This window comes from Nitrospira sp. ND1, assembly GCF_900170025.1.
GTDB lineage: Bacteria > Nitrospirota > Nitrospiria > Nitrospirales > Nitrospiraceae > Nitrospira_A.
The window spans coordinates 660,323-673,766 of the sequence record NZ_FWEX01000005.1 but is presented as its reverse complement, the minus strand read 5'-3'; the positions used below and the strand labels follow the sequence as shown (position 1 = coordinate 673,766).

Sequence of the window (13,444 nt, the reverse complement as noted above, 5' to 3'; positions counted from 1 at the left end):
AGAGGTGGCTCCGGTTGGTTGGACAGTGTCGGCCCATTCTTAAGTGGCGCCTGGCGGATTGTTGACTACGCGGCGGTCTGCCGTGTCGTCAGATGGTCATAGTACACCTGGTCTGGTGTCTGACCGTCAAGGGCCTGATGCGGCCGGGTCTGATTATAGAACGTCAGATAGCGCGCCACCCCCTGATGCGCGGCCTCGACGGTGTCGTACGCGTGTAGATAGACCTCTTCGTATTTAATGCTCTTCCAGAGTCGTTCCACGAACACGTTGTCCCGCCAGCACCCTTTCCCGTCCATGCTGATCTGAATGCCGTGGTGGGTCAGCAGCCCCGTGAACTCCTGGCTCGTGAATTGGCACCCTTGATCGGTGTTGAAGATCTCGGGGCAGCCATACTGCGTAATCGCCTCCTGTACGGCCTCGAGACAGAAGTCCGTCGTCAACGTATTGGACAGCCGCCACGCCAAGACCCGACGACTCGCCCAGTCCAGCACCGCAAAGAGATACAGGAAGCCACGACGCATGGGAATATAGGTGATATCCGCCGCCCAGGCCTGATTCGGACGCGAGATGGTGAGATCCCGCAAGAGATAGGGGTAAATCTGATGGGCTGGATGCCGCCGGCTGAGCGACGGTTTGCGATACAGGGCCTCAATGCCCATGCGGCGCATCAGAGTGGCCACCTGGCGTCGGCCAATGGCGCGGCCCTCGCGTCGCAAGAGATCGCGCAGCATGCGCGCACCGGCAAAGGGATACTGGAGATGCAGCTCGTCAATCCGACGCATCAGCGCCAGCGTCGTCTCTGAAACCGGCATCGGCTGGTAGTACGCGGTCGAGCGGGCCAGCTTCAGCAGCTGGCATTGCCGCACAACCGGGAGGGGATGGGTTCGATCGATCATGGCTTTGCGCTCCGCAAGCCCGCCTTGGTGAGCGCCCCGGCTAAAAAATCATTCTCCAGGGCCAGCTGGCCGATCTTGGCGTGCAGGGTCTTGAGATCGGGCGTCTCTGCTGGCGGGTTCGCTCCGCCAAACACGTCCGCCGCCCGCGCCAGCAATTGCTGCTTCCATTCGGTGATCTGGGTGGGGTGAACCTGAAACTGCTCCGCTAAGTCGGCCAGGGTTTTGTCGCCTTTGACCGCCGCCAAGGCCACCTGCGCCTTAAACGTGGCCCCGTGATTCCGTCTCGTTCTCTTCATCGCCTCGCTCCTTTGTGTCGCCACCTCGCGGGGGCCTCGGTGAAGCCAGGCTACCACTTAGCACACTGTCCGAATTTCCGGAGCCCCTTCTGTATGCGAAATCCTTCTGGTTTCGCAGGCCGGCAAATTGGTGGAGATGCACCATGAACCGGCCCACAATCTGCATCTTCTTTGCCTTTTCAAAGGCATCTCGTTGATGAACTAATTCCGGCTGCCCGACAAGCACAACGGTTGTTGCGATATCGTGGCGATCCAAATCGTTATAGATATCGACCAACCATTTATATTGAGGTTCCTGGAGTTTCTGCGCCTCGTCTCCAATTAACACCAAACGTTGATGATGATCGACACAGGCTTGCTGTACCAAAAACTGCGCTAACCGTGCCCGCTTTGCGCTGGCAGTTCCTCGGTGACTGAGGCTATGACCGAGGTCGCTGAGCAAACTTTCAAAAAACCGTGCTTCGGTCGGGTACTGATGGTCCTGACAGCAAAATGTCAGGACCGGGAACGCCGCGCCAAGTTCCTCGCGCAATTCGTCAACGGCAAATCGAATCCCTTTGGATTTTCCAAATCTGGGCGGTGCAGTTACGATGGCGCCTGCAGCCCGATTATTGACCCAATTTTTGAGGTCGTCACAGAAGCGGCCTAAAGGCGGCGTAAAGAGGGTATACCGTCCAGTTTCGATGGGGTGGGTTCCAGAAGGCACAGAAGGCCTCAGGTGTGGGGCATGTGACATCCATAACTCCTTTCGCTGCGGTTAATTGAGGCGGGTCTTCCTCATTGCGGGGGTATAGACCGTGCGGGACGACACTGGCGGATTCGACTCTGTTACATCAACGATCAGCGAAGTATGCTGAGGCGGGGGAACTGAATGTAGCACTGTTTGGAGTTTTGCCGACTGCCCCCTTGCCCGCTTACTCGTCTGAGCTTGCCGATTGAGGTAGTCCATATAGACGAGGATAGGGTCCTCGGTATCCGTATAGAAGATCAGTTTCCGAGCTCGGAGTTTATTGATTGCTTTTCGAACGGTGAGGCTATGCGGCGTCCGGCCCCAAAACCCATGCGCCGCCAGCACACCGAATTCCCGACCGTCCTCGAGATACGCGGTGACACAGCGGAGGTCGTCCGGATCGACGAGGAGTGAGAGGTTTTCTCCGACGAGGTCCGGACTATGACGGAGGACATCGTTGTAATAGCGCACGCCTTCAAATTCAACGTATGGGCACTTCCCCTGCGTCACATCTCCACGAATACACCGCACGACGCGGATATGAAGCAGCGCAAGATCTTGTCGCTTCTGTTCGGGCACCGCCCGGAACTCGCATCCTTCATTCACAATAAAGTACTCAAGCATCTCGAGAGGTGACCGATTGCCCAATCCCGTATGTGGCTCCGCGTTGTATCGAGCGATGAGAACATCAGTCAGTTCAACAAGGTGTTGGTAGGAAATATTCCAGCGCAGCGCTGCTGCCTCTGGGGCGTCACGGCGAGAATCATCCGGACCGCTACCTGTTGTGGACGGCAGCCGATGAAATCCGTTCTCTTCCAACGTTTGAAATAATCGCTCAATGAATGGTCGACGCTGAGGGGTTTTCACAGGGCCGGCGTTAATGGCACATCCGACCACTCGACTAAGATTCGACCTGACCGCATCGGCAAGATTGGCTTTGGCGTTATCGAACCATAACTCATCCCACAAAGCCCAGGCGCATTCGGAAAATACTCCGGAAGGGAGCCCACTCCCCTCCGTATACCTTAGTCCAGGGATGGTTAAGGCCAGAGGTTTCCAGGGCGTCAGCGCATGCTTGATGCAACGGAGGACATCTTCCGCGTTGTATTCGGGATTCAGCACCAAGGTGTACCCCAAAATCGCGCGTGTCTTCACGTCAATGATGGCGAGTAGCCACAGTCGATCAAGGACAAGCTGTTGAATTCCTCCATAGGGATTGGGCAGGTCAATCGTACAAAACGCATCGATCCGATGACCGTCAAACTCGACCCGTTCGTACGGCCTGGTTACGATGCTGTCAGGTCCTGCCCCTGACGAGGACAGCGCCCGCGCTGCGTCGTCACCGTGGCGCGCCTTCATAGCTCGTTTCAGGTTCGATTTGAAAAGCCGCTTGAGATAGCTCGACAGTGCACGCCGTCCCCTATGATTCATATTGAAGGGATAGTGTCTTGCGGTCAGGCCAGCCTCTTTACATTTCTGAATGAAGTGCTTATGAATCACCTTGACCGGCATTCGGGATTCGTGAACGAGATCCTGTTCCACTTTCTTCAAGAACAATGCATCTACCGCCTCTCGGATCGTTGGGTGTCGGTCGAACAGCATCGTGAGTGCACCGGCTGCTCCTCCCTGCTGAGAAGGCCGGGAGCCATCTGTCGTGGCTGTTCGAACGTAAGGAGCGGTGTGACACCCCATCACCAAGGCACGAAATCCCCAGATTCGTCCGTCAGGGTGGGGTTTCGTGCAACGTTTCACGAGCCGATACACTTCTTGCCGAGGCAAGCCAGCTTGTTCCGATAGGATTCCAACCGGCTGTCCTTCAATATAGGCGCGGACGGCCTGAATTCGCCTTGCTACTCTGTCTGCATCTTCCTCATCCAGGAGAGTGAGATCGACTGTCGCCCAGTGCGAGAGGTCTTTAAGTTTTGGCAGGAGTGAGTCGCGATCCATTCGAGGCTTCGGTGTCGTCATTTGATCCCTCGCTGTATGATTAAGGAGTTTGTCAACGGACACACGTCGAGCGGAGCCGTGCAGAGACCGCCATGGATGAGGCGAAAGATCGCAGCCTTCACAGTCTGGCATTCTGGACGAGCGATATGACGTTCCAGATCTCTCAGGGACCAGGACGGCTCGACGTCGAACGCGGCGAGGATTTGATCTTCAATCTCCGCGAGATCATAGGATGCGTAGGTGGCGAGATACGCCAAGATCTGTTTCCAGTTCCGAATGAACACTGCATTTCGTCTAATTTCATGCTCCGTGACGATCTTGTACTCATTGGCTGTCACGATAGCCCAATCTTGCTGGGCGGCGAGTTGCCGAGCCACGCGTGAGTGATCTTCAACCCTTTGCAAATCACGGACATATTTCACTTCACGATATTCTTTCCGACCGTTCGAGAAATGGACTAACATGTCAATCACCGTCTTATGATCTCGGCCGTCCAGCTTAATGTTGATGCGCAGCGGCTGTTCGCAGAACCAAGCGACATTGGGATCGGCTTCCATGATGACGCCGTGGTCTCGCTCGAGGTTACTGTAGAAGTGGACGTCTCGATCTAATTTCCAGCTATACATCTGCCAAAAATTATTTCCGTAGCTTCCACGAGGTTGTTTCCACACCGGCTTGATATGGTCGCGCTCGCCCGTCTGCTGTTCCCAAATCTCTTTTCTCATTACGCTCTTTCTATCTCGTGTTATCCTGATCGCCGTGGGAGGCAACTCCATGCGGCATACTTGCCTATACTGAGTTCTTGGCGGTTTTTAACAGCCGATTCAAAAAAATGTTTTGGGCCAGCAGTTCTTTGGAAGTGGGGCTTCAAAGATTGTGAATGCTAGTGATGATGAAACTCGCCGCGCCATTGAAGCGCTGACCGCAAAAGAATACCGGCGTTTGAACTGGTTAGTGAGATCGCTTACTGCCGGTGTCGGGGGAAGAGAGGCGCCAGATTATGTTCAGGAAGCCGTGCTGGCTACGCTAACTGGACGAAGACCGTGGAATAAAAGTTATCCGATGTATAAGCATCTCTGTTGGGCTATCAGGTCAGAGGTGAGCAACCATGCGGAGCATCACAAGAGTCAACGATATCGAGAGCCGGTTCTTCTCTCAGCGCTCAATTCAAAAGATGAAGATGGCGACGATGATGAAGTAAGAGGGAAGACTGCTGATGATTTCCCCTCCCCTCTTCCGAATCCGGAAGCAGAATTAGAAGCGAAACGCCAGGCCCACATTGTGACCAACATTAAATGCCAGATGTCGGCCGTTCTGGGGCATGAATCTATGGGCCATCAGGTGTTTCAGTTGAAGTTGGACGGGTTAAGCGGCCGAGATATTTGCCGAGAGCTCAAGCTGACCAACCGTCAATACATGGCTTACAATATGCAAGTGGTGCGCGCAGTTAAAAAGATCAAGAAGCACATCCAAGAAGGAGCTTTATGAGAACGAAATCGAAGAGCATCCATTTGCAATATGAGCGTGTGTTAGATTTGCAGACCGAAGCCATTATGAGTTTGTCCGAAGAAGAATTGGATGAAGAAATCCGGGAGAGTGGCCTGGAACCGCAAGAGCTTGAAGAGGAGACGAGAAGAGTAGTCGCAGAAGCACTTGGAAGGCACAATGAGCAAGCATTGGCCCGATCCCGTCAGACCTATCAGAAAGAGGCCACCTTGCTAAAGCGTGTTCGACTTTCTTTGCCAACGACTATGAAAGACAAGTTGGAATTGCTCAAGGCTTGCCTCGCACATCATCAGTACTTGAAGCCTGCGGTGCTGACTGGTCAGCACCGAAAATTGAGCGATATGGCGCCGTCAGATGTCGATAGCCTTTTGCGGCAACTTCATGTCTTGGGCCTTCTCAAATTCAAGAAAGTCTAGGGGCGGCAATCCGCGCAAACCTTCTGGTTTACGACATCACGAGTGAGAGCCGTCGGCAAACAGGTGTTCACCGCATTCATAGCGCTCCGTGGTAAGCCCGAACGACGTCAGACTTTCCGCTTGTGAAAGAAAAGTCGAAATTCCATGGGCTCGATTTCGTCGACGTTGCCATGGTCCTCGCCCTCTGTATGGAGCCATATGCCTAAAATCGGGGGCTAACTTGCCGTCGCGACGGGTGTACAGTACTATGAGACTTGCCCCCTGTATTCATGCAATCTGCCATGTTCTCCAACTTGGATCGTCGGGAGAATTCCTGCTCCGTGATGCGAGGGGTGTGTATTCATAAGGCTCTTCTGTCCTGTACGGCTAAATATGATTGCTGACGATCCACAAGCGTTGCTGAAAGCATTACACGTCACCGCTCCTCGTGACATTGATATCGAAGCCATTGCGCAATACTGCGGCGCCACAGTGATGTACGAACGGCTTGTTGGGTGTGAAGGACGGATTATCGGCCACGGCAATCGCGCAATTATCACAGTGGACCAACGGGCGACCACGTCGAGAAAAAGATTCTCTGCCGCTCATGAATTGGGCCATTGGATGAAGCATCGCGGCAAAGTCGCCCTCGTTTGCAATAATGAACAGCTGATGTGTAAGTGGGAAGGACGTGATAGAGAGAGCGTGGCCAATCGCTATGCAGCTGAATTGCTCCTGCCACAGTATTTGTTTCAATCGCTTTTGAAAGATAAGCCTCTCACCTTAGAAACGGTTCGAGGGTTGGCAGAACAATTTGAAACCAGTATCACCGCGACCGCCATGCGTTTGGTCCAGCTGACAGATCGTCCCGCCGCGCTGATTTGTGCAAGTGCGCACGGTCGAGCGTGGTTTGAGCTCAGTCCCAGTGCCAAAGCGGCGCAATGTTGGCCGCGACGCACCCTTCCGGTTGAATCCGGAGCGGCTGCTATTCTCAAGCGTGATGAGGAGCCGATTGGGCCCAGAAAAGTATCCCCCACGGTCTGGTTTGGTGGAAACAATGCCTCCATCAGGGATGTCGTCGAAGACACGGTGAGAATCACTGCCCACCTTGCCCTTAGTTTGGTTGTTTGGCCCTCGTCTTGTGCAAGATAATCATCGCGAGCCCATTCGCCAGAATGGCGTGGACGTCGACGCGGATGGAGCGCAGCGAGCCGTCGATGTCGGCGCACGGGTATTCCTGGCTGAACTCAAGGAACTCGGTGCCCGTGGCTAAGACGTTGGACGAGGACGCAATCGAGCGTCACAAGCGCAAATTCATCGAGGCGGCGGCCATGCTGCATGCCATTCAGAAGGTCTACGGCGATCAAGCCAAGGCGAAGGCCATGGCCGCATATGGTCGATTGATTGACGCCCACATGCTTGTAACCGTGGTCCTGGCGGCCGAGCTGTTGCGCATCAATGGGGCAATCGCCGAGGCCGATCAAACGGCCTTCGAGCGTGACGCTCTCTTCGCTGACTTCGTGATTGGTCTGGAGCCTTGTGAAGCAGCGATTGCCGAAGCACGGTACCTGCAGGCGAATGCGATGCTCGGGCAAGAGCTAGAGATCCTTGCTCAGCTCAAGGCCGTCCGAGCCAATAGGCGAAAGTTGAACGGTGCCCCGAATGTAGCCGTCTTGGAGCAATCGTTGCCCCGCCTCTACGGCGGACTATCCGCAGCGGCTCACGTTTCCCAGCATCACATCGTCCAGACTGTGACATCGTGAGACGGTGAAATGGAGGGGTTGCCGAGACCAACGAACTTCACTCGCTCTTTCCCGGAAACCGATGACGAGCTGGCTCGGAAATCCTACGCGCTGCATGGCTATATGACCATTCGCCTGGTTGAAGAACTACGTCTCGATCTCGCTCGCCGTTACGAAGGCGCAGCATTCACAGAGCACGAAAACGAGGCGCTCCACTTCGCCGTCGACCGGATGATCTCCGAAGGAATGCTCGAGCTCGTCGACGCGCCTACTTGCGAGAGCTAAACACGCCCGGCTGCTAATGTCGATCGAGTCGGCGATAATATTGCTTCCGACCCTTGGCCGGGTCGACATAGGTGAAGCAATCGGCAAGATCATTGATGCTCTGAAGCACACCGAGCAAGGCATAGGCATTGAAAGGCGTGCCGGCCCCCGTCTCGTAGTGGCGTATGAAGTTACCCACAATCGAGGGAGCATGATGATTCTGAAGCTCACTGATCTGCTGCGCTGACATAACGCAACGGCCCGCCGCTTGATACAGCGTCACGGCATCGGTGATCGCATCGATATAGGTCGAAAGCGTCCGCCTGTCTCCGCGGGTGGTATAGTCGGGCGGCACCGGTACTTCCAACTTGGAGATAATCTGCCCGAGCTTGTACTCGAGGTATTGACGCAGAAACGGAGCGCCAATGTCGACTTGGCCCGCATGGAGATGCTGCTGCGCTTGGGCCTTGAGACGATCTGCCTCCTGTGCGGACACCATCAGGCGCCCCTTCGGCGGCATCCCTTGCAGCTTCTGGTGATGCCAGTCTGTGGTACCGTTGAGCTTGTCGAAATACTTCTCCAGGCTGGTGTCGTGGCTCAAGATGATGAACTGCAAGCCATCAGGAGCCGCGCCGTACTGAAGCAACGTGCGCAATGCGTCCATTAAGGCGAACTGATGCCCTGCATCGAAGCTTGAGGTCACGTCATCGAGCACCATAAACTGTGGTGGTGGCGCTTGTTGTGGTGCCTGTGCGCGATGGTGTGCACACTCGGATGATGAGTATCGTCGCGATCAAGCAGTCTGTCGGCGACCGAATGCAGCTGTGGTCCGTATCGAAGCCCGTACCCTAGACCCCAGACCTATCTTTAATTTCGCACGAGCACTAAAATATCTCCCAAGGGGGGAGCGCATGCATGAATTTGCCGTCATAGCTGGCGTCATTATCGGCGCTGGCCTCATCGCAAGGATATTCCCCACAATCATGACGAAAATCTTCGACTGCTACCCCCAACATTTCTCCCCCACGAACAAATCAGGCTCAGGAGACGAGATCCCTGCGGGCGTATGCGACCGCTGCGGTGGCAAGATGATCGCGGCGTGCAAGGCCCGCTGCGCGCAGTGCGGGTGGATTCGAGATTGTTGAGCGCATCTATCCGTGCGTTGGAGGCGTCGCACAAAGCAAGAGCGGCGTCTACGCTATCGATGGCACGTTCCAGCGCAGTGTTTAGTGTATCCAAGACTTGAGACAGGCTCGGGGATTTTTTCGCCATACCAACCTCCATCAGGTGAGGTATTATAGTGCATGGATGCTGACGCCGTCATTGCCCGAGCCAACGACGTGTTTGGATCTAAGGCCAAAGCAAAGGTCTGGCTCTTTCGCCCCAACCGCGCACTATCCGGCGTTACTCCACGTTCGCTCCTCTCTACTAAGACCGGGAGCCGCCGCGTGCTCACCGTCCTCGGCCGTATCGAGCACGGCGTCTACAGCTAGCCCCCTCCAAACGTTATGAAGTCCCCACCTCTCCCCGCCACATACGTGGTTGTCCTGTATACTGTGGGACATGGCTCATTCTAGACTCACCAAGCAAGACATAGCACAAGCAATCAAAGCATTTAAATCTGCGGGCGGGGTCAAAGCGGAAGCGGCGCGCCGTCTCAAGATCCCGGTCAACACGCTGAAGTCCAGCTGGACGCGGCGGTGTGCAGGTTCGGCATGGCAAGACCGGAGCCATCGCGCGCGTGAAGCTCGTGGAGCCCGCCATGCCGGCGCATTTGCGAAAGATCGCGCAGATCGAACAACAAGTTAAAGACCTCCGCGGGCAGCTCACGACGATGACAGGCGAGCAAGTATCGCAGCACGCGCTCCTTGAGATTATCCACGAATGCGTCGATGGGCCTGCTAAGCCGCCATCGTGGCGCAAGAAACAGACGAAGGGTCACACCACGGGCGTCCCCATCCTGCTCGCCTCAGATTGGCACTGGGACGGAGTTGTCACTCCGGAGCAGGTAGAGCATGTCAACGCCCACAATTGCGAGATCGCCGTCCAACGCGCAGGACGCTTTTTCCGGACGTTCGTAGACCTCACCAAGAATCACCTCTCGAAACCGTCCTACGACTACGCGGTGCTCGCCCTGGGTGAGGATATGTTGAGCGGGGACATCCACGAAGAGCTGCTCAGCCGAACGAGGCGCCGATCCACGCGAGCCTGCTCCACCTCGTTGACCATCTCATCGCCGGGCTTGAATTGCTGCACAATGCGTTCGGGAGGGTGTATATCCCGGCCGTCGTTGGGAATCATGGGCGCATCGACAAAAAACCGCGAGCGAAGAACCGGGTCTACGACAACTACGACTGGTTGGCGTATCAGCTGTTGAAGCGGCACTTCGCAGGGGGAAAAAGCATCAGCTTCGGGATCGCCGACGGGGCCGATCAGGTGTTTACCGTGCACAACACGTCCTACCTCCTGACTCACGGGGATTAGTTCCGCGGCGGGTCTGGAATCTCAGGCGTGATGTCGCCACTGTTTATCGGTGATGCGCGCAAGCGGAAGCAGCAGATGGCTGTGAGGTGCCCATATGATTACATGGTCATGGGTCACTGGCACACGTATCTGAAGGCCCGGGGAGTGATCGTGAATGGGAGTTTGAAGGGGTACGACGAATACGCGTATCAGTCGAACTTCGATTTCGAAGTGCCGACGCAAGCGGCCTGGCTCAACCACCCGGAACACGGAATTACTTGCCGCTGGCCGATCTTCTTAAGTCACGCCGGGGCACTCGCACGCGCCGCGTAGCCAACGCCTCTTTGCGAATGTCACGGCAGACAGCCGGTGTCAGTTCACTCTCGGGGCTGTTCAGCCCCTGCAACAATTTCGTTTCGAGTTGTGCGTCGGCTCTGCGTTTCTCGTCCGGATCGGCCCAGCTTTCGCGTTCAGCGTTCATCTTTTCCACCGCCACATCAGTGTGTGATATCACCGCGATTAGGATAATACGTTACTCTCAAAGAAGCTCTTTCCCGGTCGGCTTGAAGTCTACAACTTTATGCACGTTTTCGTCAGTTATTTCGCCTAGGAAATCTGACAGCTTATATTTTGACGGTTCATTCGGCTTGCCAAACGCCTCCTCGAACGAGACGACATTGCCAGCGCGGACATCAGCTTCACCCGCCCGGATCGCCTCCATCTCGTCCGCATCGGACAGGGTATCCAGCGTTTCGGCCCAGCTCTCGTATTCAGCGTTCATCGGATCCTCCTCGAAATCTGGCCGTATTGTCACATGTTGGCAGGAGTTGGTCAACGGCCCTCACGCCGGTCAGACTGGATGCGTCTTGGCTTCGCGTATGCTGACGATTTTAGGCGGCATGCGAGTATTGATTCACGGATACCCTTCAGAGAAACGCCTGCGTGTGTGAGTTGGCAGACTACCCAGATCCAACTCCATCAGAATTCATCCTGGATCTCTTTACTTGAGAGGGTTGCGACATTCTCACACGGAGATCGGTGGGCGTCAACCAGGAGCCACTCCGCCGTGGCTGTTTGCGCCTATTCCCCTCCTCAGCTCTGACAGCATTTAATACTTTCCATGCTCGAATCTCGCCGTCCCGCAGCGCCTGGGACGACTTCTTCGCCATCGTCAAAGATGGTACGCAGCGCACCGAACAGGCACTCGATCGAACGATTACGACCTGTAACGCGTCCAATACATACATGGCCTAGCTTGATAAGGGGTTGGAAGAAACCGGATATGTCGCGGTGAAGCAACAAGGCTCATCATCCTGACGCAACCGACTATGCCCACCAACTTTTAGCCTTGCGCAACAAGCGTTCCAGTGGTTTCTCATCTCGTAGGCCTTCCCCATGTATGCGCCTCTTATCAATAGGAGGCAGCGCTCGGATCTGATCCAAATGACGTTGTTTCACGAATTTGTCATAGCCCCTAACAGCCTCCACTTCTGCGCTGGACCAGTCTCGGGCCCACATGACCGTATTCCGAGTGATCCAATAATGAGATCTACAGGAAAAACTCCAGTTCCCGATCGATGGGTCAAGTGAAATGGAGGCGCCATCAAAGATGAGAGTCCAGTCTGTCGGAGACAGTGGAGTCACCACCTCATTGCCGCAGCCACAGCAACATTTGTGAACCGCGGTGGCGAAAGGCAAGGATACGTAGACCGTTCCGTCTTTCAGTTGAGAGGGAATGAAGTCGACAAACTCGTGTATGAGGTGAGCTGTGCGCTTCATCTCTGATCTTCATTATTCAGAATATTGCCATCGATGGTGTACACACTGGTATGCTCCTTTTCCAAATCCCGATAAAAGCCACACAATTTCTTCCATTTGACGACCGCAAGCGCAGCATTCAGGGCATTCAGATCAGCAATCTGGATGTTTCGCGAATAGTCGTTGTTCTCGCCCCTCTCAGAGAAGGAGATTCGCTGTCTGGATTTCGCAGACTGAGGTGTCTTGGGGATGCTGGTTGTGATTCTGAGGATTCCCCCCAATGCGTCATCGACTAACTCGACTCCCATACCCACGTCGATAAAGGGTACGGCCCAGTCTTCCAGCTTCTCGACGATCACCTTTTTTGCGCTGCCGCTGTCGAGACAAAGGAACACAAAGCTCATTCCCCGCAGTTGCTCGATATTTGAGGCGTCGATAAAGCAATCGTTGGCAACGATGTGTCTGTGCAGGTGCGCATATCGAGACTTGAAGTACACGACCTTCTTTGGAGCCGCTCGCAGTTCATCAAGCGATGGCGCTCCTGGCGACCGAAAGGCGTTGTGCTGCAGAAATTGATCGCCGTCGAACAGATGAATCTCTTTAATGGGAGTTTTTGCCACGAGGTCTAACACATATGACCCGGTCCCACCCAAACCTATGATCCCAACCTTCGCGAGTTCCAGCTTCCTGCTCACGATCTGAATCCCAGCCCGGCTCGAGGCTGTATCCATATAGTTGAAGACCGAATGGTCTGCCTCGGCTTCAATGATCGGAAACACCGTGGCAGTTGCACGTGGATCGATGGACTCGGCAGGGCTTGAAATGATGGTCGCGTACGTCGACATCTTCTCGTAGTAGTCCTTATACCCTCTACTCGGCTTGCTGGAGAACGAATGATTGGCGACGAGATCAGGACCAAGGCGCTGTTGTTCGCTTTGATGCTTGATCTTGATCAAGAGAGATCCGTCCTTGTTGCAAGGGTGATCGCCCGTAAAATAGACGACATGAGTACTGGGAGCAGTCGTCACATCGCCCGCCAAACTCAATTCCGAAATAAGGATCCCGCGTTTGACCTCTCGGTTGGAATTGACGTAAGGAACACGCCTGATGAGGAGATAGTTAGACTGAACCGCGACGTCATAACCCTCATCGCGCAACTTTTTAAGATCGGGGCTATGATTTATCAGTTGCTGTGACATTAAAAATCATCCCGTCCTTGATTTTGATCATGTCGCCCTCGACTAACGTGCCCTCGGGCTTATGCCCTTCACCTTTCCTGTATGTAACGGTAAACACCGTATTCTCGCCCGTGGGCGGATTGTCAAATGCCAATCCAACGATTTGGCTAAATGATAATTCTTTCGTCTCCACCATCTTTTGCCGACCATTCACAATTATGGTGAAGACTTTTTGGTGCTCTTGCTTGCTTTCTTGTACGTCCATGCAC

The 13,444-nt window shown here is 54.7% G+C and carries 18 protein-coding genes; 8 read left to right on the top strand and 10 right to left on the bottom strand.

The features are described 5' to 3' along the window. Window positions 1-65: 65 nt before the first annotated feature. From NSND_RS03320 to NSND_RS03305, 4 genes are all read right to left on the bottom strand, one after another. Window positions 66-1,192 (bottom strand): IS3 family transposase gene (locus NSND_RS03320; protein ID WP_369974229.1). Its coding sequence is split into 2 segments (ribosomal slippage): window positions 66-934 and window positions 934-1,192, totalling 1,128 coding nucleotides; the frame shifts between segments, so codons are not numbered across the junction. Then, window positions 1,155-1,928 carry an ATP-binding protein gene (locus NSND_RS03315; RefSeq protein ID WP_080877602.1) on the bottom strand — a complete coding sequence of 258 codons (774 nt, stop codon included), beginning with the start codon at window positions 1,926-1,928 and terminating at the stop codon, window positions 1,155-1,157. Before NSND_RS03315 ends, NSND_RS03320 begins: the two co-directional genes overlap by 38 nt. 21 nt (window positions 1,929-1,949) lie before the next feature. Beyond that, window positions 1,950-3,890 carry an integrase core domain-containing protein gene (locus tag NSND_RS03310; protein ID WP_080877601.1) on the bottom strand — a complete coding sequence of 647 codons (1,941 nt, stop codon included), beginning with the start codon at window positions 3,888-3,890 and terminating at the stop codon, window positions 1,950-1,952. Beyond that, window positions 3,887-4,645: a TnsA endonuclease N-terminal domain-containing protein gene (locus NSND_RS03305; RefSeq protein WP_080877600.1), complete on the bottom strand. Its 759-nt coding sequence runs from the start codon at window positions 4,643-4,645 to the stop codon at window positions 3,887-3,889. Before NSND_RS03305 ends, NSND_RS03310 begins: the two co-directional genes overlap by 4 nt. 61 nt (window positions 4,646-4,706) lie before the next feature. Here NSND_RS03305 and NSND_RS03300 point away from each other — a divergent pair, with 61 nt between their 5' ends. From NSND_RS03300 to NSND_RS03280, 5 genes are all read left to right on the top strand, one after another. After that, window positions 4,707-5,357, top strand: coding sequence for a hypothetical protein (locus NSND_RS03300; RefSeq protein ID WP_143833374.1), 651 nt, complete (start codon window positions 4,707-4,709; stop codon window positions 5,355-5,357). Next, window positions 5,354-5,791 (top strand): hypothetical protein, encoded by a 438-nt coding sequence (locus tag NSND_RS03295; RefSeq protein ID WP_080877598.1) that lies wholly within the window; start codon window positions 5,354-5,356, stop codon window positions 5,789-5,791. Before NSND_RS03300 ends, NSND_RS03295 begins: the two co-directional genes overlap by 4 nt. 372 nt (window positions 5,792-6,163) lie before the next feature. After that, complete coding sequence (locus NSND_RS03290; RefSeq protein ID WP_080877597.1) at window positions 6,164-6,922, top strand: ImmA/IrrE family metallo-endopeptidase; 759 nt, start codon at window positions 6,164-6,166, stop codon at window positions 6,920-6,922. 113 nt (window positions 6,923-7,035) lie between these two features. Beyond that, window positions 7,036-7,533, top strand: coding sequence for a hypothetical protein (locus NSND_RS03285; protein WP_143833373.1), 498 nt, complete (start codon window positions 7,036-7,038; stop codon window positions 7,531-7,533). 9 nt (window positions 7,534-7,542) lie between these two features. Beyond that, complete coding sequence (locus tag NSND_RS03280; protein ID WP_080877595.1) at window positions 7,543-7,797, top strand: hypothetical protein; 255 nt, start codon at window positions 7,543-7,545, stop codon at window positions 7,795-7,797. A gap of 13 nt (window positions 7,798-7,810) precedes the next feature. On the opposite strand, the gene NSND_RS03275 is transcribed toward NSND_RS03280, so the two are convergent. Further along, window positions 7,811-8,494: a hypothetical protein gene (locus tag NSND_RS03275; RefSeq protein WP_200810479.1), complete on the bottom strand. Its 684-nt coding sequence runs from the start codon at window positions 8,492-8,494 to the stop codon at window positions 7,811-7,813. 586 nt (window positions 8,495-9,080) lie between these two features. Here NSND_RS03275 and NSND_RS22020 point away from each other — a divergent pair. Continuing rightward, window positions 9,081-9,269, top strand: a complete 189-nt coding sequence (locus NSND_RS22020; protein WP_080877593.1) for an MbcA/ParS/Xre antitoxin family protein — start codon at window positions 9,081-9,083, stop codon at window positions 9,267-9,269. 176 nt (window positions 9,270-9,445) lie between these two features. On the opposite strand, the gene NSND_RS03260 is transcribed toward NSND_RS22020, so the two are convergent. Then, a complete protein-coding gene (locus tag NSND_RS03260; protein WP_143833372.1) occupies window positions 9,446-9,658 on the bottom strand; it encodes a hypothetical protein in 213 nt (70 codons plus the stop codon). 389 nt (window positions 9,659-10,047) lie between these two features. Here NSND_RS03260 and NSND_RS03250 point away from each other — a divergent pair, with 389 nt between their 5' ends. Continuing rightward, the gene (locus NSND_RS03250) at window positions 10,048-10,260 is read left to right on the top strand and encodes a hypothetical protein (RefSeq protein WP_080877590.1); all 213 of its coding nucleotides are present in this window, start codon (window positions 10,048-10,050) and stop codon (window positions 10,258-10,260) included. A 108-nt stretch (window positions 10,261-10,368) separates the two neighbouring features. Further along, window positions 10,369-10,572, top strand: a complete 204-nt coding sequence (locus NSND_RS21140) for a hypothetical protein (RefSeq protein WP_159450606.1) — start codon at window positions 10,369-10,371, stop codon at window positions 10,570-10,572. 205 nt (window positions 10,573-10,777) lie between these two features. On the opposite strand, the gene NSND_RS03240 is transcribed toward NSND_RS21140, so the two are convergent. The 4 genes from NSND_RS03240 to NSND_RS03225 form a co-directional block, all read right to left on the bottom strand. Beyond that, entirely contained in the window at window positions 10,778-11,020 is a 243-nt protein-coding gene (locus tag NSND_RS03240) for a hypothetical protein (protein ID WP_080877588.1), read from the bottom strand. 545 nt (window positions 11,021-11,565) lie between these two features. Beyond that, a complete protein-coding gene (locus tag NSND_RS22015) occupies window positions 11,566-12,018 on the bottom strand; it encodes a ubiquitination-like system serine protease family protein (protein ID WP_369974228.1) in 453 nt (150 codons plus the stop codon). Next, complete coding sequence (locus NSND_RS03230; RefSeq protein WP_080877587.1) at window positions 12,015-13,196, bottom strand: ThiF family adenylyltransferase; 1,182 nt, start codon at window positions 13,194-13,196, stop codon at window positions 12,015-12,017. Before NSND_RS03230 ends, NSND_RS22015 begins: the two co-directional genes overlap by 4 nt. Continuing rightward, on the bottom strand, window positions 13,171-13,440 hold the full coding sequence (locus tag NSND_RS03225) for a multiubiquitin domain-containing protein (protein WP_080877586.1): 270 nt from the start codon (window positions 13,438-13,440) through the stop codon (window positions 13,171-13,173). The genes NSND_RS03230 and NSND_RS03225 overlap by 26 nt, the downstream gene beginning before the upstream one ends. Window positions 13,441-13,444: the final 4 nt, after the last annotated feature.